Origin of the sequence: Pseudoxanthomonas wuyuanensis, assembly GCF_900215535.1 — a bacterium.
Classification (GTDB): domain Bacteria; phylum Pseudomonadota; class Gammaproteobacteria; order Xanthomonadales; family Xanthomonadaceae; genus Pseudoxanthomonas_A; species Pseudoxanthomonas_A wuyuanensis.
The window spans coordinates 39341-63561 of sequence record NZ_OCND01000001.1 but is presented as its reverse complement, the minus strand read 5'-3'; the positions used below and the strand labels follow the sequence as shown (position 1 = coordinate 63561).

19 protein-coding genes and 8 tRNA genes are annotated in these 24221 nt (G+C 66.2%); 8 read left to right on the top strand and 19 right to left on the bottom strand.

Annotated elements, in window-relative coordinates:
• Positions 1–152 precede the first annotated feature (152 nt).
• Positions 153–1190, top strand: coding sequence for a glycosyltransferase family 9 protein (locus tag CRO39_RS00310; RefSeq protein ID WP_097119875.1), 1038 nt, complete (start codon positions 153–155; stop codon positions 1188–1190).
• Positions 1191–1212: 22 nt separating this feature from the next.
• Positions 1213–4287, top strand: coding sequence for a spermine/spermidine synthase domain-containing protein (locus CRO39_RS00305; RefSeq protein WP_097120717.1), 3075 nt, complete (start codon positions 1213–1215; stop codon positions 4285–4287).
• 87 nt (positions 4288–4374) lie between these two features.
• Here the strand turns inward: CRO39_RS00305 and CRO39_RS00300 are convergent, their stop codons facing one another.
• A complete protein-coding gene (locus CRO39_RS00300; protein WP_097120716.1) occupies positions 4375–4782 on the bottom strand; it encodes a DUF6165 family protein in 408 nt (135 codons plus the stop codon).
• 161 nt (positions 4783–4943) lie between these two features.
• On the opposite strand from CRO39_RS00300, the gene CRO39_RS00295 reads away from it, so the two are divergent.
• Complete coding sequence (locus CRO39_RS00295; protein WP_097119874.1) at positions 4944–5639, top strand: SDR family NAD(P)-dependent oxidoreductase; 696 nt, start codon at positions 4944–4946, stop codon at positions 5637–5639.
• A 486-nt stretch (positions 5640–6125) separates the two neighbouring features.
• On the opposite strand, the gene CRO39_RS00290 is transcribed toward CRO39_RS00295, so the two are convergent.
• Positions 6126–6216 (bottom strand) — tRNA-Ser (locus CRO39_RS00290).
• Between the two features lie 197 nt (positions 6217–6413).
• Between CRO39_RS00290 and CRO39_RS00285 the strand changes: the two genes are divergently transcribed.
• Positions 6414–7118 carry a PP2C family protein-serine/threonine phosphatase gene (locus CRO39_RS00285; RefSeq protein ID WP_097119873.1) on the top strand — a complete coding sequence of 235 codons (705 nt, stop codon included), beginning with the start codon at positions 6414–6416 and terminating at the stop codon, positions 7116–7118.
• 144 nt (positions 7119–7262) lie between these two features.
• Here CRO39_RS00285 and dnaQ read toward each other — a convergent pair whose 3' ends face one another.
• From dnaQ to CRO39_RS00265, 4 genes are read right to left on the bottom strand one after another with little or no spacing between them, the layout of a single operon-like run.
• Complete coding sequence (gene dnaQ / locus CRO39_RS00280) at positions 7263–8000, bottom strand: DNA polymerase III subunit epsilon (protein WP_097119872.1); 738 nt, start codon at positions 7998–8000, stop codon at positions 7263–7265.
• Between the two features lie 10 nt (positions 8001–8010).
• Complete coding sequence (locus tag CRO39_RS00275; protein WP_097119871.1) at positions 8011–8544, bottom strand: GNAT family N-acetyltransferase; 534 nt, start codon at positions 8542–8544, stop codon at positions 8011–8013.
• Between the two features lie 4 nt (positions 8545–8548).
• Positions 8549–9001 carry a ribonuclease HI gene (rnhA, locus tag CRO39_RS00270; RefSeq protein ID WP_097119870.1) on the bottom strand — a complete coding sequence of 151 codons (453 nt, stop codon included), beginning with the start codon at positions 8999–9001 and terminating at the stop codon, positions 8549–8551.
• A gap of 13 nt (positions 9002–9014) precedes the next feature.
• Entirely contained in the window at positions 9015–9668 is a 654-nt protein-coding gene (locus tag CRO39_RS00265; protein ID WP_097119869.1) for a methyltransferase domain-containing protein, read from the bottom strand.
• Between the two features lie 54 nt (positions 9669–9722).
• On the opposite strand from CRO39_RS00265, the gene gloB reads away from it, so the two are divergent.
• The 3 genes from gloB (at position 9723) to CRO39_RS00250 (ending at position 12626) form a co-directional block, all read left to right on the top strand.
• Complete coding sequence (gene gloB, locus CRO39_RS00260; protein ID WP_097119868.1) at positions 9723–10502, top strand: hydroxyacylglutathione hydrolase; 780 nt, start codon at positions 9723–9725, stop codon at positions 10500–10502.
• A complete protein-coding gene (locus tag CRO39_RS00255) occupies positions 10499–11764 on the top strand; it encodes a lytic transglycosylase domain-containing protein (protein WP_097119867.1) in 1266 nt (421 codons plus the stop codon). Before gloB ends, CRO39_RS00255 begins: the two co-directional genes overlap by 4 nt.
• A 67-nt stretch (positions 11765–11831) precedes the next feature.
• On the top strand, positions 11832–12626 hold the full coding sequence (locus CRO39_RS00250; protein ID WP_097119866.1) for an enoyl-ACP reductase FabI: 795 nt from the start codon (positions 11832–11834) through the stop codon (positions 12624–12626).
• A gap of 71 nt (positions 12627–12697) precedes the next feature.
• Here CRO39_RS00250 and CRO39_RS00245 read toward each other — a convergent pair whose 3' ends face one another.
• From CRO39_RS00245 to CRO39_RS00185, 13 genes are all read right to left on the bottom strand, one after another.
• Positions 12698–14671: a peptidyl-prolyl cis-trans isomerase gene (locus CRO39_RS00245; protein WP_097119865.1), complete on the bottom strand. Its 1974-nt coding sequence runs from the start codon at positions 14669–14671 to the stop codon at positions 12698–12700.
• A 171-nt stretch (positions 14672–14842) separates the two neighbouring features.
• Positions 14843–14919 (bottom strand) — tRNA-Asp (locus tag CRO39_RS00240).
• A gap of 86 nt (positions 14920–15005) precedes the next feature.
• Positions 15006–15080, bottom strand: a tRNA-Val gene (locus tag CRO39_RS00235).
• Between the two features lie 11 nt (positions 15081–15091).
• Positions 15092–15364: an HU family DNA-binding protein gene (locus tag CRO39_RS00230; protein WP_097119864.1), complete on the bottom strand. Its 273-nt coding sequence runs from the start codon at positions 15362–15364 to the stop codon at positions 15092–15094.
• Positions 15365–15575: 211 nt separating this feature from the next.
• Positions 15576–18017: an endopeptidase La gene (lon, locus tag CRO39_RS00225; protein WP_097119863.1), complete on the bottom strand. Its 2442-nt coding sequence runs from the start codon at positions 18015–18017 to the stop codon at positions 15576–15578.
• Between the two features lie 135 nt (positions 18018–18152).
• Positions 18153–19436: an ATP-dependent Clp protease ATP-binding subunit ClpX gene (gene clpX, locus CRO39_RS00220; protein ID WP_097119862.1), complete on the bottom strand. Its 1284-nt coding sequence runs from the start codon at positions 19434–19436 to the stop codon at positions 18153–18155.
• Positions 19437–19562: 126 nt separating this feature from the next.
• The gene (clpP, locus tag CRO39_RS00215) at positions 19563–20189 is read right to left on the bottom strand and encodes an ATP-dependent Clp endopeptidase proteolytic subunit ClpP (protein WP_097119861.1); all 627 of its coding nucleotides are present in this window, start codon (positions 20187–20189) and stop codon (positions 19563–19565) included.
• Between the two features lie 89 nt (positions 20190–20278).
• Entirely contained in the window at positions 20279–21574 is a 1296-nt protein-coding gene (gene tig / locus CRO39_RS00210; protein WP_097119860.1) for a trigger factor, read from the bottom strand.
• Between the two features lie 332 nt (positions 21575–21906).
• Positions 21907–21992, bottom strand: a tRNA-Leu gene (locus CRO39_RS00205).
• Between the two features lie 610 nt (positions 21993–22602).
• Positions 22603–22678, bottom strand: a tRNA-Lys gene (locus CRO39_RS00200).
• Positions 22679–22753: 75 nt separating this feature from the next.
• Positions 22754–22830: transfer RNA gene (locus tag CRO39_RS00195), tRNA-His, on the bottom strand.
• A 36-nt stretch (positions 22831–22866) separates the two neighbouring features.
• Positions 22867–22943: transfer RNA gene (locus CRO39_RS00190), tRNA-Arg, on the bottom strand.
• Between the two features lie 55 nt (positions 22944–22998).
• A tRNA-Pro gene (locus CRO39_RS00185) sits at positions 22999–23075 on the bottom strand.
• A 161-nt stretch (positions 23076–23236) separates the two neighbouring features.
• Here CRO39_RS00185 and CRO39_RS00180 point away from each other — a divergent pair.
• Positions 23237–23998 carry a Bax inhibitor-1/YccA family protein gene (locus CRO39_RS00180; protein WP_162125939.1) on the top strand — a complete coding sequence of 254 codons (762 nt, stop codon included), beginning with the start codon at positions 23237–23239 and terminating at the stop codon, positions 23996–23998.
• Positions 23999–24221 lie beyond the last annotated feature (223 nt).

The following is a 24221-nucleotide window of genomic DNA, read 5'->3' as shown; positions in this document are numbered from 1 at the left end:
CCGACGAGTCTAGGGCCTGCGCGCCTGTCGCGCCAACCGGATCCCGCGCATCGTCCCGGCATCCGGGCGTGTCATACACTGGCGACCATCGGCCACCGCGCTTGTGCTTGAACAGGCGGGTCCGCCCACCCCTGCTGCCGTGGTCCTGAAGCGTGTCCCAGATTCCCGCCTCGCTGTGCCTGCTCCGCCTGTCCGCCCTGGGCGATGTCACCCATGTGGTGCCGTTGATCCGCACGCTGCAAAAGCACTGGCCGCAGACGCGGCTGCACTGGGTCATCGACAAGGCCGGCCACAAGCTGCTGGACGGACTGGCGGGCGTGGATTTCCACATCTACGACAAGAAATCCGGGCTGGCCGGCATGCGCGCACTGCGGCGCGAACTGCCGGCGGCAGGCTTCGACGCCTTGCTGCAGATGCAGGTGGCGTTCCGCGCCAACGTGCTGTCGGGTTTCATCCCGGCGCGCCGGCGTATCGGCTACGACCGGTCGCGTTCGAAAGATCTGCATGGCCTGTTCGTCAACGAACGCATCCCCGACCGTCCCGGCATCCATGTGCTGGACGCCATCGGCAGTTTCTGCGAGCCGCTGGGATTGCAGCAGACCGAGGTGGTCTGGGACCTGCCGGTACCGGCCGATGCCCATGCCTGGGCGGCCGCGCAGTGGCCGCAGGACGGCAAGCTGGTGCTGATGATTTCCCCCTGCTCCAGCCATGCGCGCCGCAACTGGTATGCCGACCGCTACGCCGCCGTAGCCGATCACGCGGTCCAGCGCGGCTGGCGGGTGGTGCTGTGCGGTGGCCGCAGCGATCTGGAACGCAGCACCGCCGACGCCATACTGGCCGCGATGCGGCAGCCGGCGCTGGATCTGGTCGGCAAGGACACGCTGAAACAGCTGCCGGCGCTGCTGGCGCGCGCGGACCTGGTGATGACGCCGGACTCCGGGCCGATGCATATCGCCAACGCCATGGGAACCAAGGTGCTGGGACTGCACGCGGCCAGCAATCCGCAGCGCAGCGGGCCGTATTCGGACCGGCGCTACTGCGTGGACCGCTACGATGACGCCGCCAGGAAGTTCCTGGGCAAGCCGGCCAGCGAACTCAAGTGGGGCAGCAAGATCGAATTCGACGATGTGATGGCGTTGATCACCGTGGAAGACGCCATCGCCGCATTCGAGCGTTATGCCGCCGGGTGAACTCGGCCACGGGGTTGGCGCCATGCCGGCGCGTACCCTGCCCGGCCTGGGCGCGATGCTGCTGTCGTTGTTCGTCGTCTCCGGCTTAGCCGGGCTGATCTACCAGTCGTTGTGGTCGCACTACCTGGGGCTGACGCTGGGCCATGCGGCGTACGCGCAGGGACTGGTGCTGGCGATCTTCATGGGCGGTATGGCACTGGGCGCGTGGCTGGCGGGTCAGCGCGGCGTGCGCTGGAAACGGCTGCTGATGCTGTATGCCGCTGCCGAGGCGCTGATCGGCCTGTTCGGGTTGGCGTTTCCCGGCGTGTTCGCCAGCTATACCGCTTTATCGCAGGACCGCGTGCTGCCGGCACTCGGCGTTGGCCTGGCGGGACAGCTGTACCCGTGGGTTTCGGCGGCTTTGCTGATACTGCCGGCCTGCGTGCTGCTGGGCGCGACCTTTCCGCTGCTCAGCGCCGGCTATCTGCGCGCCAGCGGCGAGCCCAACGGGCGCGTGTTCGGCGGCCTGTATTTCGCCAACAGCCTGGGTGCGGCCGCCGGAGCGCTGGTCGCCACCTTCCTGCTGTTGCCTGCCTACGGCTTGCCCGGCGCGATGCGCTTTGCCGGCGTGGCCAACCTGCTGGTCGCCGCAGGCGCCGCGCTGGTTTCGCTGCGCCTGCACGAGCAAGCCGCGCCAGCCCCTGTCGGCGCGCGCGAAGCGGCCCACACCCCCCCGAGGTCCACCGATACCCGGCTGGCACGCAAGCTGTTGCTGGTCGCCGCGCTGTCCGGCGGCTTTTCCTTCGTCTACGAAATCGGCTGGATCCGGCTGCTCAACCAGGCCCTGGGCACCACGCTGCACGCGTTCGAGCTGATGCTGGCGGCATTCCTGCTGGGACTGGCCTTTGGCGGCTGGCGGGTGCGGCGACGCGCGGCGGCACTGGCCAATCCGTTGCAGGCGGCCGGCTTCGCCCAGATCTGGATGGGCGTATCGGCGCTGTTGTCGCTGGTGGTATTCGCGCAGTCGTTCCAATGGGTGGGCTGGCTGATGGAAGCCGTATCGCGCAACGACAGCGGCTACCTGTTGTTTTCGCTGGGCAGCGCAGCCGTGGCCATCGCAGTGATGTTTCCGGCCGCATTCTTTGCCGGCATGGCTCTGCCGCTGTTCACGGTATCGCTGCTGCGCGCCGGCGGCGGCGAAGCCGGCATCGGCCGCATCTATGCCGCCAATACGCTGGGCGCCATTGGCGGCGTACTGTTGATGATGCATGTGTTGATTCCGCTGATCGGCGTCCGCTGGGGCATCACCCTGGCCGCAGTCGGCGACGCGCTGCTGGGATTCTGGCTGCTGGGAACCGTGCGTAGCGGGCTGGCGCGAACCGCCGGCCTGGCCGCGCTGGCGCTGGGCGCCGCGCTGGGCCTGAGCATGGCGATGGGCAAACCGGACCCGCGCGAACAGGCGGCGGGCGTGTTCCGCAGCGGCACGGTCCGGCTTTCCGACGAGTCCGAAATCGCTTTCCTGCGCGATGGCAAGACCGCCACCATCGCGGTGGCGCGTTCCGGCGCCCACGATTCGGCCGCCATCATCACCAACGGCAAGTCCGACGCGGCGATGACGCTGTCGCTGGACGCGTCGCCGCGCGGCGACGAGTTCACGATGGTGGCGCTGGGCGCGCTGCCGCTGGCGCTGCATCCCCATCCGCGTTCGGTCGGCGTGATCGGCTGGGGCTCGGGCCTGTCCACGCATACGCTGCTGGGCAGCCCGAAGGTGGAACGGGTGGAAACGGTGGAAATCGAACCGGCCATCCATGCCGGCGCACGGATGTTCGGCGAGCGGGTGGCCCGCGCCTATGGCGATCCGCGCTCGCGGGTGCATTTCGACGATGCGCGGCGTTTCTTCGCCAGCGGCCAGCGCCGCTACGACGTCATCGTCTCCGAACCGTCCAATCCCTGGGTCAGCGGCGTGGCCAGCCTGTTCACCCGCGAGTTCTACGCCTTCCTGCGCAGCCATCTGGCCGAAGACGGCGTGCTGGTGCAATGGCTGCAGACCTACGAAATCGACGATGCGCTGCTGGCGACGATGCTGGCGGCAGTGCTGCAGGAATTCCCCGATGCCGAGGCCTACCTGGCGCACAACGTCGATCTGATCATCGTCGCCTATCCCGGCACCCGCCACGGCGCCGACCATGCGCGCCTGCAGCATCCGGACTTGAGCCGCGAACTGAAACGCGTCGGCCTGGGCAATGCCGACGAGCTGGCGCTGCGCCGGATCGGCGGCCGCGACGTGCTGCAGGCGTTCGTGCGCGCGCTCAACGCGCCGGTGCATACCGATGCGCACCCGCTGGTGGCGCTGCGGGCGCCCGCGGCACGCTTTCGCGGCGAAAGCTCGCAAACGCTGCAATTGCTGGTCGATGGCGGGCTGCCGGTGCTGGACATGCTGGACGGTCGGACGCCGTTGCCGGCTTCGGCCGACATCCAGACATTCGTCGATCATCGCTTCACCATCGCCCACCGCGAAGCGGCGACGCTGGCCGGGGCGTTGCGCAACGGGCCGGAAACCGCGGACATGCTGGCCATCGGCGACGAGGACCGGCTGATGCGGCTGGAAGCGCTGCTGGCGATGTCGGGCCGCACCCCGATCGACAACCTGTGGTCATGGTCGGTGGCCGCAGCCGACATTGCCGAAGCCAGCCTGGGCCTGCTGCCGGCCGATGACTTGCGCGGCGCCTGGATCGCACCGAGCTGGATCGATCGCGGCAGCGATCAGCACCCGGCGGTCCGCCACATCCTGGCCATGTACGCCGCCGCCGCTCACCGCGATAGCGCAGGCATGCGGCAAACCGGCGAAGCGGTGCTGCAACTGCCTGACAGCCTGCCGGTGAAAATGCAGGAGCAGGCACTGCTGATCGCACAGTTGGGCGCCATCGGCCAGCGCGACTTCGCTGCGGTGGAATCGCTGCACCAGGGCTACGGCGTGGCGCTGCCGCACAGCGAGCGGCTGCGGCTGGTGCGCCACCTGATCCGGGTCTGGGCGCTGGACCGCCGCCAGCCGGGGGCCGGGAAACCGCAGCCGCAGATCCAGGATGCGGTACCGGTAACGGTTCCGCCCCCGGGTTGACTCAAACGCCCGACCGCTTCCGCCCTGCGGGCTTCAGCAATCCGCAATCCGCGCCATGGCGACGGCTGCGGCATCGCCGGACTCGGATCACGGCGCCGAACCGGTCCTGTAGTCCTGGTAGGACTTTTCCTCGACGTAGCTGGAACCCAGCGCCAGGTTGATGTCCTTCTTGATGCGCGCGCGTTCGTCGTTTTCGAAGTACACGCTGCGGGCGAGCTTGATGAACTCTTCGTCGAAGGCCTGCGCTTTTTCCTTGATGCGGATGTCGTCCTCGATCACCCACAGGCGCTCGTTGACCGCCTTCAGCTGCGCGCGCAACTCGGCGATGTTGCCGCCGGCCGCCGGGTGCGCCATCCAGGTCTTCTCCAGCGCCGACAGCTCGTTGCGCACATTGGCCAGCTTGGCCGCATCGGCGATGCGCTCGGACTTGATCTGCAGGATGGCGATCTTGTCGAGCAACTCGCCGAAGGAGACGGGAACCAGGATTTCGGACATGGCCATTCACCACATGAGGGAATGGCGCAGTTTAACGGCCAAGAGACGCCGTTTGCGGAGCACGGCATGAATGCGGGGTGTCGCCTGTCGGGCGAACGTGCGTGTGTGCCGCGCCTCCCAAAGCTCTAAGATGTCGCATCGCAATGACAGGACAACGACCGATGAACCTGGAAGGCAAACGCATCGTGGTAACCGGCGGCTTCGGTTTCCTTGGCCGTGCGGTGATACGGGTCCTGACCGCGGACGGCGGCAGCGTGGTTGCCATCGATCATGCTGCAGCGCCCGACGATCCCCACGCGCCGGCCGCCGCCAGCCTGGGCGGCATCGACCTGGCCGACCCGACCGCGGCCACCGACGCAATCGACCGCGCCGCGCAAGCGCTGGGCGGCGGTATCGACGCGCTGATCAATATCGCCGGCGCCTTCCGCTGGGAAACCGTGCAGGCCGGCAGTCCGGACACCTGGGACCTGATGTACCGGATCAATGTCCGGACCGCGGTGGCCGCCAGTCAGGCGGCCCTGCCGCGGTTGCTGGCCTCGGGCGATGGGCGCATCGTCAATATCGGCGCGGCCGGCGCGCTGAAGGCCGGCACCGGCATGGGCGCCTACGCCGCCTCCAAGGCCGGCGTGGCCAAGCTGACCGAGGCCCTGGCCGAAGAACTCAAGGACAAGGGCGTCACCGTCAATGCCCTGCTGCCCAGCATCATCGACACTCCTGCCAACCGCGCCGACATGCCGGGGGCCGAATTCGAGCGCTGGGTAAAGCCGGAGCAACTGGCCGCGACGATCGCCTTCCTGCTTTCGGAACCGGCCCGTGCGATCACCGGCGCGCTGATTCCAGTGACCGGGCGGGTTTGAAGGCAACCGAGCAGCGCGACCGCTTCGCCGTGCGGAACGGCAATCCTGCCGTTCTGTCGAACCAGGGGTTCTCGTCAGATCCCCCCTCTCCGCCAGATACGCAGAGCCCCCTTGCGGGGCTTCTCGCATCAGTCTTCGGCTGATGGTGCGGGGGGGATTCACTCGGCACATCCATGTGCCTCGCCCGCCGGGCGGCTTCGCCGTGCAGAACGGCAATCCTGCCGTTCTGTCGAACCGTCGAACCAGGGGTTCTCGTCAGCTCCCCCCTCTCCGCCAGATACGCAGAGCCCCCTTGCGGGGCTTCTCGCATCAGTCTTCGGCTGATGGTGCGGGGGGATTCACTCGGCACATCCATGTGCCTCGCCCGCCGGGCGGCTTCGCCGTGCAGAACGGCAATCCTGCCGTTCTGTCGAACCAGGGGTTCTCGTCAGATCCTCCCTCTCCGCCAGATACGCAAAAGCCCCCTTGCGGGGGCCTTTGCGTATCTGGCGGAGAGGGGGGGATTCGAACCCCCGATACGCTATTAACGTATGCCTGATTTCGAGTCAGGTACATTCAACCACTCTGCCACCTCTCCGGTGGTTCCCCGGCCGCGGCCGGGGGCGAGAATGATACGGGTCGCACCTGCTGCGGACAAGCCATAGGCCTGTTCGATGACCCAATCCATACCGGAATCCGGCGATCGAGCACTTCAGCCTTGCCCGGTGTCCGCTTCCCCGGGATGATTCCGTGTACACGGGTAAGGATATTCCCGTCTCTTACAATCAGGGCACCATGATCGAATTCGGGCATATCACCCACGTCGGCCTGCGACGGGAACTCAACGAGGACACCTACTACGGCGACAGCGAGCTGGGACTGTGGCTGGTGGCCGACGGGATGGGAGGGCACGCCTGCGGTGAGGTGGCAAGTGCGCTGGCGCGCGAAACCATCGTGCGCGAGATCCGCGACGGCACTCCGCTGGCGCAGGCCATCCGCATCGCCGACGAGGAAATCATCCGCACCTCAAGGCGCCGCAACGACACCCTGCCGATGGGCACCACCGTGGTCGCCGCGCGCGTGCATGGCAACCGTTTCGAGGTGGCCTGGGTCGGCGACAGCCGCGCCTACCTGTGGCGCGACGGCCAGCTGGCCCAGCTCAGCCAGGACCACAGCTACGTGCAGGAACTGATCGCCCAGGGCGCACTGACCAGCGAGCAGGCGCGCTCGCACCCGCACCGCAACGTGGTCACCCAGGCGCTGGGCGTCACCGACCCGCGCCATCTGAACGTGGAAACGATGACGGGCGATCTGCGCCCGGGCATGCAGTTGCTGCTGTGCAGCGACGGGCTGACCGAGGAAGTGGACGATTCGGGCATCGCCGAGACGCTGAGCCACAACGACTGCAGCGCGCAGGAATGCGTGGACACGCTGATTGCCGCGGCGCTGGACGGCGGCGGCTCGGACAACGTCACCGCCATTCTGGTGCGCTGCCAGTAGCCCTGCGGCGCTCAATCAAGCCCCTCTCCCTCGCTCGCGGGGTCGGCCCCTTGCCCAATACGACCTCGCCCCCCGCAAGCGGCAGGAGGAAATCTTCGCTCGGGCATCTCGGCCGCCCGGCTCGCGCCGGCGACCTACCGCCGCTCAGACTGCCGCCGCCTCCAGCAGGGCTTCAGGGTCGTCCCAAAGGCATTGCCCGCCGGCCTTCTTGCGCAGCTTGGCCAGCCGGGCTTCGTGCGCAGCCAGTTCTTCGGCGGAGGGTTGTACGCGCGGGCGCGGGCCGGCGGCGACGGTCGTGAATACCTGAACGACGCTGGTCGTCGCCTGGCCGGGCTCGTCCATGCCGCCAAAGCCGATTTCGCGCTGGCCGGCGGTCAGGTTCAGATAGACATCGCACAGCAGCTGGGCATCCAGCAGCGCGCCGTGCAGTTGGCGGTGGGCGTTGTCCACCCCCAGCCGCTTGCACAGCGCATCCAGCGAATTGCGCTGGCCGGGGAAGCGTTGCCGGGCCAACAGCAGCGAATCTTCCACCTGCACCCGGTCGCGCATGCGCCCATAGCGCTCGCCCAGCAGCGACAGCTCGTAATCGAGGAAACCGATATCGAACGCCGCGTTGTGGATGATCAGTTCGGCCCCGTCGACAAAGGCCAGGAACTCATCGGCGATGTCGGCAAACAGCGGCTTGTCGCTGAGAAAATCCAGACTCAACCCGGTCACCTCGGCCGCGCCCTGCTCGAAATCGCGCTGCGGATTGATGTACTGGTGGTAGGTGCGCCCGCTGGGCCGGCGCTCCAGCAGTTCGACGCAGCCGATTTCGACCACGCGGTTGCCCTTTTTCCATTCCAGGCCGGTGGTTTCGGTATCGAGGATGATCTGGCGCATGTCGGTTGCTCTAACTCTCCGCTACATCTGATACGAACAGCTTCAGGTCGATATCCTCGGCCGGCAGCCGCACCATTTTCTCGAACCGGAAGCCGAGTTTTTCCAGTACCCGGATCGAGCCTGCATTGGCCGGATCGGTGATGGCCAGGATCCGGTGCAGGCCCAACGTCGTGCGCGCATGCGCCAGCACGCCGGCGGCCGCTTCGGAGGCGTAGCCGCACGATTCGAATTCGGGCAGCAGCGCGTAGCCCAGATCCGGCGCATCCAGGGCATCGCGCCGGATAAGGCCGCAACTGCCGATGGTTTGCCCGGTCGTCTTCAGCCGCACTCCGTACAGGCCGTAGCCATGGCTGCGATAGCTGCTGACCATCCGGGAGAACACGTAGTCGCGCGCCTGCTCCAGCGTGCGCACCCCGCGATCGCCGATATTGCGCAGAAACGACGGCTCGTTGAGCTGGCGCAGCGTGAACGCGCAATCTTCCGGCGAGCGTTCCGACAACCGGAACAGGCTCAACCGCTCGGTTTCAAGCACGGCAGTGGTCATGCGCTCAGTTTACCGGCGTGCCGGCGCGGAACCTGAGCGCCTGATTGCGCGCCAGTACGTCCACCCGTTCGTTGTCCGGATCGCCGTTGTGGCCCTTGACCCAGTGCCAGTCGATCCGGTGGCGCTGGGTGGCCGCATGCAGGCGTTCCCACAGGTCGCGGTTCTTGACCGGGTCGCCGCCGGCGGTCTTCCAGTTGCGCCGCACCCAGTTCGGCATCCATTCGGTGATGCCCTGGCGCACGTACTGGGAATCGATGTACAGGGCGATGGCGCAGGGCTCGGTCAGCGTCTCCAGCGCAACGATGGCCGCCATCAGCTCCATCCGGTTGTTGGTGGTCTGCGCTTCGCCGCCGGCCAGTTCGCGTTCCTTGTCCTGGTAGCGCAGCAGCGCTGCCCAGCCGCCCGGGCCGGGGTTACCGAGGCAGGAGCCGTCGGTGTGGATACTGATTTCTTTCATGCAGCTTTCGATCTCATGCGGTGGCTGCGCCAGGGTGCCAACGGCGCCGGGCGGGAGAAGGGGGAATCATCGCCGATGCGCGCTTCTGCGCCTGCAACAGGCAGACCGCTCGCAACCCCGTCGGCTGACTGCCGACGCGGTCGTGCCTGATGCGCCACAGCGGCCCCAGATGGCTGGCCGGCGTGGCGACCTGCAGGCCGACCGCCTGCAGCCGCAGGCGCCAGCCGGCGGCGTTGCGGGCAATCAGGCCGGCCTTGCGCCAACGCCACCGGTACGGGCTCAACGGGTTCAGGCTGAACAGCCACAGGCGGCCGCCGGGGGCCAGCAACCGCTCGCATTCTTCCAGCAGCTCGCCATCGGCGTATTCGTGCGCATGCTGAACGACGATGCGGTCGAACGACTCGCCATGCAGCGGCAGCGGCAGTCCGCAGCGCACCGGACCGCTGAAGCCGCCATCTGCGGCTTGCAGCCGCAAACCGCGGGCCTTGAGCGGCGGCAAGGCGGGCGCGGCCGCGGTTTCCGGAGCCAGCCACAGCCAGGGTTGCGGGGTCGGGCCGCTCAACGCGGCGGCGATGACCGTTTGCTCGGCGGTCAGCAGCGATTCGCCTGCCGCCGTATCGAACCATCCCAGGGCAACGGGTTGACGGTTGAACGCGAAGGCAGGCATGGTCGGAATTGTAGTGGACCCCGCCCCCGCGCGCCCGACCTTCCGAGCCTCGCCATGCGCCTGCTAGCCATTCCCGCCTTCGAAGACAACTACATCTGGGCGCTGGTGGACGACGACGGCGATGCGCTGATCGTCGATCCGGGCGAAGCCGCGCCGGTGCTGGCGGCGACCGCGCACGGGCTGTGGCCGGCGGCGGTGTTGGTGACCCATCACCATCCGGACCACTGCGGCGGCGTGCCGGCGCTGCGCGAACGCTGGCCGACCCTGCCGGTGTTCGCGCCGGAGGACGCCCGTATCCAGGACGCCAGCGAGCGCGTCGGCGCCGGTTCGCAGATCGCCGTCAAGCGCTGGCGATTGTCGGTGCTGGCGGTGCCGGGCCATACCTCCAGCCACATCGCCTTCCACGGCGGCAGCGACAACGGCCAGCCGCACCTGTTCTGCGGCGACACGCTGTTCAGCCTGGGCTGTGGGCGCATGTTCGAAGGTACCCCCGCACAGATGCTGGCTTCGCTGGACAGTCTGGCCGCGTTGCCGGACCAGACGGCAGTCTGCTGCGGCCATGAGTACACCCTGGCCAACGCGGCGTTCGCCCGCACCGTCGATCCCGCTAACGACGCTCTGCGTCGCCGTACCGAGGAAGCCCAGGCCATGCGCCAAGCCGGACGCCCCACCCTGCCCACCACGCTCGCCAGCGAGACCGCCTGCAATCCGTTCCTGCGCGTCGATTCGCCCGCGGTACGGGACGCGGTTGGCCGCCGGCTGGGCCGCGCGCCGGCGGACCGCGTGGAGACCTTCGCCGAATTGCGGCGGTGGAAGGACGGTTTTCGCGCATGAGCCGCCGGTGCCTGCCGGCATGGCCGCTGTGGCTGGCGCTGCTGGCCGGTCCGGCGCCTGCGGCCGAACCGCCGCCACCGGCATCGCCCGCCAGTACCGCCCCCGCACTGCCCGAGGTGCCGCCTATCCCGCTGGATTCGCTGCCGCTCAATTGGCAGACCAACGGCCTGGAAATCTACCAGCGTTTCCGCGACGGCCTGGCCGAGCCGGAATGCGATGCGGACGCCAGCAGCGGCCGCTGGAAAAAACAGTTCAGCCATGCACCCGGACGCCTGGTCAAGCCCGACGACGACCTGCTGCCGCTGTTCGGCTACGTGGTCGACGCGCTGCGCGAAGCGCACCTGCCTACCGAATACGCGCTGATTCCGTTCGTCGAAAGCGGCTATAAGCCGGGTGCGCGCAACCCCAACGGCCCGGCCGGCCTCTGGCAGTTCATTGGCGTCACCGCGCGCAACCACAACATCCCGATCCGCGGCGGCTACGACGGGCGCCTGTCGCCGGTCGATTCCACCCGCGCCGCGGTGCGCTACCTGAAGACCTTGCATGGCATGTTCGGCGGCGACTGGCGGCTGGCGGTGATGGCCTACAACGCCGGCGAGTACCGCATCCTGCAATCGATGCGCCGGGCCGGCATGAACGCGCAGAACGCGCGCCCGGCCGAACTGCCGGGTCTGGCCGGCATCACCTACGCCTATGTCGAAAAGCTGCATGCCCTGGCCTGCATCTTCCAGCAGGCCGACGACCGCGACGAATGGTTGCAGCAACTGGACCGGCCGGTGCCGCGGCTGGCCGCGCATGCCTGGCCGAAAGGCACCGCCAGCCTGGAACGCTGGGCCGCCGAAAACGGCCACGATGCCGCCCTGCTGCGCCGGCTCAATCCGGCGCTGGCCGACGCCTTCAGCCGCGGTGATCGGCCGATGCGGGTGCTGGCGCCCGTCACCGGCCGCACGTCCGCCCTGGAGGCCGCCGCGCTTGCCGTCCAGCCCACCGGCAACGCGCCCCCGGTTGCCGCGCCGCCCGGCGCCGCTGGCGCGCCGCCGGCCCCTGCTGCCGGCAGGCCAACCGCCGACACGGCGGCAAGACTGCGCGCGCATACCGTCCGCAGCGGCGAATCGGCCTGGCTCATCGCCCGCCGCTACGGCATCACGCCGCGGCAACTGCTGCTTCGCAACGGGCTGAAGGCCGACAGCGTGCTGCGCCCTGGCATGGTGCTGAAGGTGGACGAGGACGCGTCGCGCCAGGCCGCTACCGGCGTCCCCTGACCGCGCGCAAGCGATTGCGGCTGGGCCGTGGCAAAATAGAGCGATTGCTCAATCAGTGAGAACGTCCATGGGTTTTCTGCAAGGCAAGCGCGCCCTGATCACCGGTATCGCCAGCGAACGCTCGATCGCCTCCGGTATCGCCGAGGCGATGCATCGCGAAGGCGCCGAACTGGCTTTCACCTACCAGAACGACAAGCTCAAGTCGCGCGTGGAGAAAGCCGCCGCCGAGTTCGGCAGCGATATCGTGCTGCCGCTGGATGTGGCCGACGATGCCCAGATCGCCGCCTGCTTCGATGCGCTGGGCCAGCGCTGGGACGGTTTCGACATCCTGGTCCACGCCATCGCTTTCGCCCCGCGCGAAGCGATCACCGGCCAGTTCCTCGATGGCCTGACCCGCGAGAACTTCGCCCTGGCCCATGACATCTCGGCCTATTCGCTGGCCGCGCTGGCCAAGGCGGCGCGCCCGCTGATGCAGGGCCGCAACGGCGCCGTACTGACGCTCAGCTATCTGGGCGCCGAGCGCGCGCTGCAGAACTACAACGTGATGGGCGTGGCCAAGGCCAGCCTGGAAGCCACGGTCCGCTACCTGGCGCTGAACCTGGGCCCGGAAGGCATCCGCGTCAACGCCATCTCCGCAGGCCCCATCAAGACGCTGGCCGCCGCCGGCATCGGCGGCTTCCGCAAGATTCTCGGGCATGTCGAGCAGAACGCCCCCATCCGCCGCACCGTCACCATCGAGGACGTCGGCAACGTCGGCGCATTCCTGTGCTCGGACCTGGCCGCCGGCGTCACCGGCGAAGTCACCTACGTGGACGGCGGCTACAGCATCGTCGGCATGACCGGGCTCGGCGACGGCGAGTAGCGCGCCGCCGTCCGGCTTCCATAAAAAAGCCCGGGCAATCCCGGGCTTTTTTTGGGGCTATGGAAAGCGGCTCAGAGCCGCTCCTCCATCACCTTGACCTTGAACCGCTTGCGCATGGCGTCGATGTAGGCCTGGGTGGCGCCAACGCCACTGAGCTGGGTCAGCTGCTGCTGCAGCATCGTGCGCTGCTCGGCCGGCACTTCCTTGGGATCGGCCTGGTTGACCTTGTCGACCACGAAGACCGCATAGGTGCCGTTGCCCAGTTCGACCTTCCCCACCGACGGCTTGCCTTCGGCCGGCGGTTGTGCGGCAAAAATCGCTTCGTTGGCTTCCGGCGACGGCATCGGCATGCCGCGCTGCAAGCCCGGCAGTTCGCCGCTCTGCAGCTTTTCGCTGCTGGCGATGTCCGGCAGCTTCTCGCCTTTCTGCACCCGCGCGATCACCGCATCGGCCGCCGCTTCTGCGGCCTTCCGCTGGCGGTCGGCGCGCACGGCGGCAATCACCGCGTCGCGGACCTTCTCCAGCGGCTGCGCCTGTTCCGGCGTGTGCTGGGTGACCCGGATGACCACGCTGTGATTGGGCGCAAGCTCGATCGGGTCGCTGACGGTGCCATCCTGCACCAGCGTGTCGGAGAACGCCGCACGCAACACCGCCGGATTCAGCGCAATGCCGGTCGGCGCGTTGCGCGGGAACGGTCCCAACTGCTGTACCGGCAGATCCATCGCTTTCGCCGCCGGCGCCAGCTCGGTCGGATTCTTCAACACCTCGTTGACCAGACGCCCGGCAACATCGTTATAGGCGCGTTCGGATTCGCTGGCGGCCTGCTCGCTGGCCAGCTCATCGCGCACTTCCTCGAAACTGCGGCCACCGCCGCCGCGGATGTCGTTGAGCTTCAGTACGTGGTAACCGTAGTCGGTCTTCACCGGCGCGCTGATTTCTCCGGCCTGCATCGAAAACAGCGCATCTTCGAACGGCTTGACCATGGAGCCATCGCGCGCCACCCACGGCAGTTCGCCGCCGGCGTCCTTGGAACCGGGGTCTTCGGAGTTGGCTCGCGCCAGAGCGGCAAAATCCGCGCCACTCCTGGCCTGTTGCGCCAGCGCCGCAGCCTTTTCTTCCGCCGCCTTCAGCGTTGCGGCGTCGGCGTCGGCCGGCGCGGCAATCAGGATATGTGCAGCCAACCGCTCCTCGGGCGCGACAAAACGCGCCTTTTCGTCTTCGTAGCGCTTGCGCAGCGCCGCCTCGTCAGGCGCAGCCGCCGGCAGGTTGGCCGCGTTGATCTCCACATATTCCAGCGCCACCGATTCGGGCTGGCGGAAGTCGTTGCCATGGCTGTCGTACCAGGCCTTGATGTCGGCGTCGCTGACCGGCGCGGTATCGGCCTCGGCCGGCGGCAGTATGGCCATGGTGACGTCGCGGGTTTCGCCCAGCAGTTTGAGCAGGCGGTCCAGTTCGGATGCGGTGACGAAATCGGACTCGCTGATGCCCTGCGGAATCACCAGCATCTTCAGCTGCTCGCGCTGCTGTTCCTCGAACTTGAGCGGCGTCAGCGCCGGCACCTGCGACGACAGCAGCAACTGATAGCGCTCGGCATTGAACTTGCCGTCCACCTGGAATGCCGGCTCGGCCGCGATAGCCTTGGCCACCGCGGCATTGCCGATCACGATGCCGGCGCGTTCGGAAGCCAGCGACAGCACCTTGCGGTCGATCAGCTGCTGCAGCACCTTCAGCTTGTTTTCCTTGCTCTCGAACTCGCGCGGGTCGAAGCTTTCGCCCAACCGCTGGCGCTCCTGCGCGCGTACCTGTTCGAACTCGGTGCGGAATTCGTCCAGCGTGACTTCCTTGCTCTGCCATAGCATCGACAACGGCCACCAGGCCGGCGCGGACTGCCACCAGCTCGGCGGCGCTTCGACCGTGGCCACATCGTTGGCGGCGCCGCCGCCCATGTATTCGTTCACGCCGACGAAGGCGAACGGGACGATCAGCAAACCGAGGATGAGGGTGGCGATCCAGCCGGTGGTCTTGTCGCGGAGTTTTTGCAGCATCGGTGCACGGAGCCTGATTTCGTTAAGCCATGCAGTTTACCGCGGTTGAGCGGTTTCCGCCGCCCGCCCGGGCGGGAACGGCCTGCCGGCCGACGGCCCGGGCGCGGCTGAATCCGGCCTCCGGCTCCAGGCAAACAAAAAGCCCGCTTTCGCGGGCTTTCTGAAAATAAGTGGCGGAGTGGACGGGACTCGAACCCGCGACCTCCGGCGTGACAGGCCAGCATTCTAACCGACTGAACTACCACTCCGCTTTGAGACAGCTATTGTACGGCGACTTCGATATTTCGGCTATAGCTACCGAGATTTTTTCGTCTGCCGTCGCATCGCCCCGGGATGGTGGGTGCTGAGGGTTTCGAACCCCCGACCCTCGCCTTGTAAGGGCGACGCTCTACCGCTGAGCTAAGCACCCAAGCGAGTCGATTAGTTTACGGCATCCTTCAGCGCTTTGCCAGCCTTGAACGCAGGGTTCTTGGAGGCTTCGATCTTGATGGTGTCGCCGGTCTTGGGGTTGCGGCCGGTACGGGCGGCGCGCTCGCGGACCTGGAAGGTACCGAAGCCGACGAGGGTCACGGTGTCGCCCTTCTTCAGAGCCTTGGTGACGCTGGCGATGACGGCATCGACAGCACGGCCGGCTTCGGCCTTGGACATGTCGGCTTCGTCGGCAACGGCATCAATCAATTCGGTTTTGTTCATTAATTACTCCCTGAGCGGAATATCCGCGGATGTGTAACCGGACCTGCGGACGCGATGTGCGCCGGCAATCCGATCTATTTTGCCGCGACGCGCATCGTTCCGACGCGCTCGCGGGTGGCGTTGTTATACCAGCGGTGAAAATACCACGCAACCGCAAAACCCAATATTGGCGCGGGTTTCGCCGGTTTTTCGTTCGTCGGAAAACCTGCGTTCAGTGCTTGACGCCGGGTTGCGAGGATGGTTTGTCCGGCGGCGGCACCGCACGCTCCTGATCGCCGCCGCTGCTGGCTGCCGGTGTCAGCGGCCGTTCCAGCGCCAGGTCCAGCACCTCGTCTATCCATTTGACCGGCACGATCTTGATGCCGGCGGTGACGTTGGCGGGGATATCGGCCAGATCCTTGCGGTTTTCCTCCGGAATGATGACCGTGGTGATGCCGCCGCGCAGCGCCGCCAGCAGTTTTTCCTTCAGTCCGCCGATGGCCGACACCCGTCCGCGCAGGGTGATTTCGCCGGTCATGGCCACGTTGGCATGCACCGGGTTCTTGGTCAGCATGGACACCAGCGCCGTCACCATCGCGATGCCCGCACTGGGGCCGTCCTTGGGCGTGGCGCCATCGGGCACATGCAGATGCACGTCATGCTTTTGCAGGAAATCGGTATCCACGCCCAATTGCGCGGCGCGCGCACGCACCACCGACAACGCAGCGGTCGCCGACTCCTTCATCACATCGCCCAGTTGCCCGGTCAGGGTGATGCCGCCCTTGCCGGGCACCAGCGCAACTTCGATCTGCAGCAGATCGCCGCCGACCTCGGTCCAGGCCAGGCCGGTCACCAGCCCGATCTCGTTCTGCTCTTCGGCGCGGCCATAATCGAAACGGCGCACGCCCTGGTATTTTTCCAGGTTCTTCGAGGTGACGTTGACCGCGGCGGCCTTGCCTTTCTTCTTGGCGGCTTGCGGACCGGCCAACGCGATCTCCTTGACCACCTTGCGGCAGATCTTGGCGATCTCGCGTTCCAGGTTGCGCACGCCGGATTCGCGCGTGTAGTAACGGACGAGATCGCGGATGGCGCTTTCGCCGATCTTCAGTTCCGCCGGCTTCAGGCCGTTGGCCTTGAGCTGCTTGGGAACCAGGTAGCGCTGGGCGATGTTGAGCTTCTCGTCCTCGGTGTAGCCCGGAATGCGGATCACTTCCATGCGGTCCAGCAGCGGGCCGGGAATGTTCAGCGAGTTGGAGGTTGCGACGAACATCACCTCGGACAGATCCAGATCCACTTCCAGGTAGTGGTCGTTGAACGCGTTGTTCTGTTCCGGGTCCAGCACCTCCAGCAGCGCCGAGGACGGGTCGCCGCGGAAGTCCATCGACATCTTGTCGATCTCGTCCAGCACGAACAGCGGGTTCTTGCTGCCGGTCTTGTTGAGGTTCTGCACGATGCGGCCGGGCATCGAGCCCACATAGGTGCGGCGATGGCCGCGGATCTCGGCCTCGTCGCGCACGCCGCCCAGGCTCATGCGCACGAACTTGCGGTTGGTGGCCTTGGCGATGCTCTGCCCCAGCGAGGTCTTGCCCACGCCCGGCGGGCCGACCAGGCACAGGATCGGGCCTTTCATCTGCTTGACCCGCGACTGCACGGCCAGGTATTCGAGGATGCGGTCCTTGACCTTGTCCAGGCCATAGTGGTCGGCATCCAGGGTGTCCTGGGCGACCTTCAGGTCCTTGCGCACCTTGGTGCGCTTCTTCCACGGCACGCCCAGCAGCCAGTCCAGGTAGTTGCGCACGACCGCGGCCTCGGCCGACATCGGCGACATCTGCTTGAGTTTGTTCAGCTCGTTCTTGGCCTTGGTTTCCACCGGCTTGGGCATGCCGGCTTCGGCGATCTTGCGGGCCAGGTCTTCCAGCTCGTTGGGCGCTTCGTCCAGCTCGCCCAGCTCCTTCTGGATGGCCTTCATCTGCTCGTTGAGGTAGTACTCGCGCTGGCTCTTCTCCATCTGCGACTTGACCCGGCCGCGGATGCGCTTTTCCAACTGCTGCACGTCGATTTCGCCATCGACGAAGCCGACCAGCAACTCCAGCCGTTCGCCGACCTCGACCGTTTCCAGCAGCCGCTGCTTGTCGCTCAGGCGCACGCCCAGGTGCGCGGCGATGGTATCGGCCAGGCGCCCGGGTTCGTCGATACCGGCCAGGGTCTGCAGCAACTCGGGCGGCAGCTTGCGGTTGGTCTTGACGTACTGCTCGAACAGGCTCATCAACGAGCGCGCGACCGCTTCGATCTCGCGCGGTTCGCGGCCGTCGCTGGATTCCAGTTCCCGGCCATGCCCGTACAGCGAACCGTCGCGCTCGCCGATATCCGACACTTCCACGCGCGCAGTGCCCTCGACCAGCACTTTGATGGTGCCATCGGGCAGTTTCAGCAGTTGCAGGACCTGGGCCAGGGTGCCGATGGAATACAGATCGGCGGCGCCGGGGTCATCGGTTTCAGCCGACTTCTGCGCCAGCAGCAGGATGCGCTTGTCCGCTTCCATGGCCTGCTCCAGCGCCCGCATCGACTTGTCGCGGCCGACGAACAGCGGAATGACCATGTGCGGGAACACCACCACATCGCGCAGCGGCAGCACCGGCAGTTCGAGGGTTTCGGATTCGGGACGACGGGGCATGGGGGGCTCCAGCGGATTGCGGAAAGACAGGCATAAATGCCAATGGCCCCGTTATGGGGCCATTGCCGTATGGATGCAAGAGGAAACGTTAAACCCGTTTCTAATCAGCCACTTGTGCAGGCTGCACGGGCGGGCTTATTCGGCCGAGGCGACCTTCGGGGCCGGCGGGTTCTGGTAGATCAGATACGGCTCGGACTTGTGCTCGATGACCGACTCGTCCACCACCACCTTGCCGACGTTTTCCAGCGACGGCAGATCGTACATGGTATCCAGCAGCACCGACTCGACGATGGTGCGCAGGCCGCGGGCGCCGGTCTTGCGCTTGAGCGCCTTGCGGGCGATCGCCGACAGCGCATCGGGACGGAATTCCAGCTCCACGCCTTCCATGTCGAACAGCTTCTTGAACTGCTTGGTGATGGCGTTCTTGGGTTCGGTCAGGATCTTGACCAGGGCAGCCTCGTCCAGTTCCTCCAGCGTGGCGACCACCGGCAGGCGGCCGACGAACTCGGGGATAAGGCCGAACTTGATCAGATCCTCAGGCTCGACTTCCGACAGCACCTTGCCCATTTCGACCTTGCGCTCGGAACTCTTGACCTTGGCGCCAAAGCCAATCCCGCTGGCCTCGGTGCTGCGCTGCTGGATGATCTTGTCCAGCCCGGCGAACGCGCCGCCGCAGATGAACAGGATGTTCTTGGTGTCCACCTGCAGGAATTCCTGCTGCGGATGCTTGCGCCCGCCCTGTGGCGGCACGCTGGCCACGGTGCCCTCGATCAGCTTCAGCAGCGCCTGCTGCACGCCTTCGCCGGACACGTCGCGGGTAATCGACGGGTTCTCGCTCTTGCGCGAGATCTTGTCGATTTCGTCGATGTAGACGATGCCCTGCTGCGCCTTGTCGACGTCGTAGTCGCACTTCTGCAGCAGCTTCTGGATGATGTTTTCCACGTCCTCGCCGACGTAGCCGGCCTCGGTCAGCGTGGTCGCATCGGCGATCGTGAACGGCACGTTGAGCAGCCGTGCCAGCGTCTCGGCCAGCAGGGTCTTGCCCGAGCCGGTGGGGCCCGCCAGCAGGATGTTGGACTTGGCCAGTTCGACCTCGTCGTTCTTGCTGCGGCTCTCGATGCGCTTGTAATGGTTGTAGACGGCCACTGCCAGCGTGCGCTTGGCGCGCTGCTGGCCGATCACGTACTGGTCCAGGACCTCCAGGATCTCGCGCGGCTTGGGCAGGCTGCTGCGGGCGGACTGGGCCTTTTCTTCCAGTTCCTCGCGGATGATGTCGTTGCATAGCTCGACGCATTCATCGCAGATGAACACGCTCGGGCCCGCGATCAGCTTGCGGACTTCGTGCTGGCTTTTGCCGCAGAACGAGCAATACAGGATTTTGGTGCTGTCGCCGGTACGGCCCTGACGGTCTTCGCTCATGCTTCGCTTACCCAATCACCTGCCCGCTGGCGGGCTTTCAATCGCAGAATAGCACACGCCCCCGCCCTGTCGGCGGGAGGTGCGATGGAGGTAGATGCCGCCGGAACAGGCCCGGCGCAAGGCCGGTCAGGCCGCCTGGATGGAGTCGTCAGGGCGGCGTTCCAGCACCTGGTCGACCAGGCCGTAGGCCTGCGCGTCGACCGCGCTCTTGAAGTTGTCGCGCTCGGTGTCGCGGGCGATGGTTTCCAGCGACTGGCCGGTGTGATGGGCGAGGATTTCGTTCAGCCGCGCGCGCAGGGTCAGGATTTCACGCGCGTGGATGTCGATATCGGTCGCCTGGCCCTGGAAGCCGCCCAGCGGCTGATGGATCATCACCCGCGAGTTCGGCAGCGCATAACGCTTGCCCTTGGCGCCGGAAGCCAGCAACAGCGCGCCCATGCTGGCGGCCTGGCCGACGCAGATGGTGCTGACGTCCGGCTTGATGTACTGCATGGTGTCGTAGATCGCCATGCCGGCGGTGACCACGCCGCCGGGCGAGTTGATGTAGAAGCTGATGTCCTTCTCGGGATTTTCCGCTTCCAGGAACAGCATCTGCGCAACGATGACGTTGGCGACGTGGTCGTCGACGCCGCCGACCAGGAAGATCACGCGTTCCTTCAGCAGGCGCGAGTAGATGTCGTAGGCGCGTTCGCCGCGGCTGGTCTGTTCGACCACCATCGGCACCAGGTTCAAGGCTTTGGTTGGAATGATCATCGGCTGTTCGCGCCCTAGTGTTGTAAAGAGGTCCGGCCAAGCATAGCCATAACCGGACCTCGGCGGATCCGGGCGTGCAGCCCGGAACCTCAGTTGCGGATGGCTTCCTGGAACGAAAGCGCCTGCTCGGTGTGTTGGGCGCGCTCGGCGATCCAGTCGATCACCTGCTCTTCCATCACGCGTGCCTGCAGACCGTTCATAAGCTGGGGGTCGTTGCGATACAACTCAATGACCTGTTCCGGCTCTTCGTAGGTCGAGGCGATCAAGCGCAGGGTTTCGTTCACCCGCTTCGGCTCCAGCTTCAGGCTGTTGCGGCGCGCCACTTCGCCCACCAGCAGGCCCACCAGCACGCGCTTGCGGGCCGGGTCCATGAAGCCTTCGTGGGCGTTTTCCGGCAATTGCTGGACCTGCTGGCCCTGGCGCTGGGCCTGTTCGAGCGCCTGCTGGACCATTGCCCGGGCTTCGTTCTCGACCAGACGCGGCGGCATTTCCACATGGGAGTAGGCCGCAATCAGCTGTTCGCCCACTTCGCGGCGCAACCGGGTCATCAGCGCCCCTTTCAGCTCGCGCTCCAGATTGGTGCGGATGTCGGCGCGGAACTGCTCGACGTCGCCGTTCTTGACGCCGAAGCTGCGGATGAACTCCTTGTCCACTTCCGGCAGCACCGGTTCGGAGACTTCGGTGACCTTGACGTGCACTTCGACCTGGCGGCCGGCCAGCGCCGGCACCCGCCAGTCGGCCGGGAAGTCGACCGTAACCGACTTCTCTTCGCCCTTGGCCAATCCCACCAGCGCCTGTTCGATCTGGCCGAACATCACGCCCGAACCGATCAGGGTGGCGCCCTTCTCGCTGCCTTCGGCCGGCATGCGCTCATCGCCGGCCTGCGACCAGGTTTCCAGGGCGACGCGGTCGCCTTCCTTCGCGCCGCGGTCGACCGGCTGGAAGGTACGGCGCTGCAGGCGCAGGTTCTCGATCATCTGGTCGATGTCGGCCTCGGTGACCTCGGCGGTATGGCGGACGACGCTGAGCTTGGCCACGTCGACATCGCCGAAATCCGGCACCACTTCGAAGGTGGCCACGAAATCCAGCCCGTCCTCGCCCTGCTTCTCGATGCGCGGGTTGCCGGCCAGTTGCAGCGCCTGTTCGCGCACGGCCGAATTGAAGGTTTCGCGCAGCAGGCCGTCCAGCGCCTCGGCGCGCACCTGCTGGCCGTAGCGCTGCTCGATGACCTTGGTCGGGACCTTGCCGGGGCGGAAGCCCTTGATGCGCGCGGTGCGCGCCAGTTCACGCAGGCGTCCGCCGACATGCGTATCCAGCTGTTCAGCCGGCAGGCTGAAGCTCATGCGGCGTTCGAGATTGCCGACCGATTCGACCGAAACTTGCATACTCACTGACTCCTGCTGCCATGGCCGCTGCCACAGCATGATGTTGATGATCTGGTTCGCCGACAGGGCGCGGCAGCGCGTACTGGCGGAACTGCATAGTTTGGCCGATTCCGGGGCTGGCTGCCAGCGCTCCGGGGCGCCCGGAAGGCCCGGGGGGCTTGGGGAGGGGTCCACGTCCGCGGCTGAGGGGCCTGGATTCTGGATAAAGCCGAGTGTTTGGCACGGGGCCAGGCGCTGCGGCGCGCTCATGCAGGCTCTGCCCTTGAGCAAAAGCCGGTTGCCTGGCATCGCGGCGCGCTCGGTGCCGCTGCCGGCCCAGGTCCAGCGCGGCGTGGTGCGAAAGGGGGGACTCGAACCCCCACGGGGGTTACCCGCTGGAACCTAAATCCAGTGCGTCTACCAATTCCGCCACTTTCGCAGGTGCGCCGACATTCTAACCCGCCGCCGGTACTCCGTCGCCACAGAAAAGCTCCTTCTCCCAAATGCGGGGACGTCTATGTGGAAGCCGGTGGCCAGGTCGGCGCACGAAGAAAGACTTTCCGAAGTCACGATCTACCAACTCGCGAAAGGCGACGGTCGGCGGGCTGGGGGTGCGGAGAGCAGGCCACGATGGCCTGCGGCCCGACGTAAAGACACGACGTCGTCAGGAGGGCGGAGCACCCCCAGCCTGACGACCGGCGACTCCCGCCGAAGCCGACATCCCCGGGAATGTGAAAAGAACCATAAAAAACGCCCGGCTGTGCCGGGCGCTTCGGGTTTGGTGGGCCGTCAAGGATTCGAACCGCGCCGCGACCCGCTCCAAGCCCCCCATGACCCACGAACGCGCCGCAGCGCGCCCGTGGCTTTGACTGCCGCATAAAGAAAACGCCCGGCTGTGCCGGGCGCTTCGGGTTTGGTGGGCCGTCAAGGATTCGAACCGCGCCGCGACCCGCTCCAAGCCCCCCATGACCCACGAACGCGCCGCAGCGCGCCCGTGGCTTTGACTGCCGCATAAAGAAAACGCCCGGCTGTGCCGGGCGCTTCGGGTTTGGTGGGCCGTCAAGGATTCGAACCTTGGACCTATTGATTAAGAGTCAACTGCTCTACCAACTGAGCTAACGGCCCCGAAAAACTGGTCGCGTAGTGTAACCGCTTCATCCGCTTGTTACAAATCCCCGCCGGAGCGAGGCACTACTTGAATGGGGTGGCTGAGGGGACTCGAACCCCCGACATCTGGAATCACAATCCAGTACTCTAACCAGCTGAGCTACAGCCACCATTGAAACGTCTAACCTACCACCGGAACGCGAAGGTGGCGCGCCCGACAGGACTCGAACCTGTAACCGCCGGCTTAGAAGGCCGGTGCTCTATCCGGTTGAGCTACGGGCGCCTGGAACTTCCGTCGCACCGGATTGTCGCACCCTACCCGCCCGGGAATGCCAGACTGGTCGGGGTAGAGGGATTCGAACCCCCGACCCTCTGCTCCCAAAGCAGATGCGCTACCAGACTGCGCTATACCCCGACGAGGGCCCGGCGTGGCACCGAAGTGCAACAAGGCCGCGTATTGTCGGAAGCTGCGGGCCTGCTGTCAACGGACCTGTCGCAATGGCATGTGCAGTTCATCGCGATGCGATATCCTCGCGTTCAGGGGACTGCGGTCCGAAAACCGATGAGAGAAGCGATATGCGCAGCGGCAATCCTGTACTGAAAGAATCCACCTTCCTCGACCTGGGCAGCGGCACCGTCGTCTCCCGCGATGCCGGGGCGATGACGCTGAACGGCACCGTCAACAAGACCGGCGTACTGCTGCTGCTGACCGTGCTGACCGCCGCGTTCGCCTGGAGCCAGACCCTGTCGCCGACCGGCGAAGTGGCCCCGGGCGCGTCGCTTTACATGTGGGGCGGCCTGATCGGCGGCTTCATCCTGGCCATGGTCACCGTGTTCAAGAAGACCTGGGCTCCGGTCACCGCGCCGCTTTACGCGCTGGTAGAAGGTTTCTTCCTGGGCTCCATCTCGGCCATCTACAACCACCTGTACGAAGGCATCGTCATGCAGGCGGTGATGTTGACCTTCGGCACCCTGTTCGCGCTGCTGTTTGCCTACCGCAGCGGCCTGATCAAGGCCACCGAGAACTTCAAGCTGGGCGTGGTCGCCGCCACCGGCGGCATCGCGCTGGTCTATCTGGCCACCATCGTGCTGGGCTTCTTCAACATCCAGATCCCGCTGATCCACGAATCCGGCCTGATCGGCATCGGCTTCAGCCTGTTCGTCATCGTCATCGCGGCGCTGAACCTGGTGCTGGATTTCGACTTCATCGAAAGCGGCGTGGAACAGGGTGCGCCGAAGTACATGGAATGGTACGGGGCATTCGGATTGATGGTGACGCTGGTGTGGCTGTACATCGAGTTCCTGCGCCTGCTGGCCAAGTTGAATTCGCGCAACTGAGTCGGTTGATGCAATGAGTCGAGAAAGGGGCGCCTTGGCGCCCCTTTTCTTTGCTCTTCCCCCGCTTCCGGGAATGTCGGCTTCTCCCGCACTGCCCTGGTCACCGGCTTCCATACATACCTTCCCCGCTCTTGGGGGAAGAACCTTTTTTGGAACCGGTCTTCTGGCAAGAACCGGCGCAGACTGGCGATACGTCGAATTGCTTTTCAACGGCAATGCCGGC

What these genes read in the sequence shown, in the direction of transcription:
- CRO39_RS00305 (WP_097120717.1), top strand. Translation starts at nt 1,213, where the DNA reads ATGCCGGCGCGTACCCTGCCCGGCCTGGGCGCGATGCTGCTGTCGTTG.
- CRO39_RS00300 (WP_097120716.1), bottom strand. Translation starts at nt 4,782, where the DNA reads ATGTCCGAAATCCTGGTTCCCGTCTCCTTCGGCGAGTTGCTCGACAAG.
- CRO39_RS00295 (WP_097119874.1), top strand. Translation starts at nt 4,944, where the DNA reads ATGAACCTGGAAGGCAAACGCATCGTGGTAACCGGCGGCTTCGGTTTC.
- CRO39_RS00285 (WP_097119873.1), top strand. Translation starts at nt 6,414, where the DNA reads ATGATCGAATTCGGGCATATCACCCACGTCGGCCTGCGACGGGAACTC.
- dnaQ (WP_097119872.1), bottom strand. Translation starts at nt 8,000, where the DNA reads ATGCGCCAGATCATCCTCGATACCGAAACCACCGGCCTGGAATGGAAA.
- CRO39_RS00275 (WP_097119871.1), bottom strand. Translation starts at nt 8,544, where the DNA reads ATGACCACTGCCGTGCTTGAAACCGAGCGGTTGAGCCTGTTCCGGTTG.
- rnhA (WP_097119870.1), bottom strand. Translation starts at nt 9,001, where the DNA reads ATGAAAGAAATCAGTATCCACACCGACGGCTCCTGCCTCGGTAACCCC.
- CRO39_RS00265 (WP_097119869.1), bottom strand. Translation starts at nt 9,668, where the DNA reads ATGCCTGCCTTCGCGTTCAACCGTCAACCCGTTGCCCTGGGATGGTTC.
- gloB (WP_097119868.1), top strand. Translation starts at nt 9,723, where the DNA reads ATGCGCCTGCTAGCCATTCCCGCCTTCGAAGACAACTACATCTGGGCG.
- CRO39_RS00255 (WP_097119867.1), top strand. Translation starts at nt 10,499, where the DNA reads ATGAGCCGCCGGTGCCTGCCGGCATGGCCGCTGTGGCTGGCGCTGCTG.
- CRO39_RS00250 (WP_097119866.1), top strand. Translation starts at nt 11,832, where the DNA reads ATGGGTTTTCTGCAAGGCAAGCGCGCCCTGATCACCGGTATCGCCAGC.
- CRO39_RS00245 (WP_097119865.1), bottom strand. Translation starts at nt 14,671, where the DNA reads ATGCTGCAAAAACTCCGCGACAAGACCACCGGCTGGATCGCCACCCTC.
- CRO39_RS00230 (WP_097119864.1), bottom strand. Translation starts at nt 15,364, where the DNA reads ATGAACAAAACCGAATTGATTGATGCCGTTGCCGACGAAGCCGACATG.
- lon (WP_097119863.1), bottom strand. Translation starts at nt 18,017, where the DNA reads ATGCCCCGTCGTCCCGAATCCGAAACCCTCGAACTGCCGGTGCTGCCG.
- clpX (WP_097119862.1), bottom strand. Translation starts at nt 19,436, where the DNA reads ATGAGCGAAGACCGTCAGGGCCGTACCGGCGACAGCACCAAAATCCTG.
- clpP (WP_097119861.1), bottom strand. Translation starts at nt 20,189, where the DNA reads ATGATCATTCCAACCAAAGCCTTGAACCTGGTGCCGATGGTGGTCGAA.
- tig (WP_097119860.1), bottom strand. Translation starts at nt 21,574, where the DNA reads ATGCAAGTTTCGGTCGAATCGGTCGGCAATCTCGAACGCCGCATGAGC.
- CRO39_RS00180 (WP_162125939.1), top strand. Translation starts at nt 23,237, where the DNA reads ATGCGCAGCGGCAATCCTGTACTGAAAGAATCCACCTTCCTCGACCTG.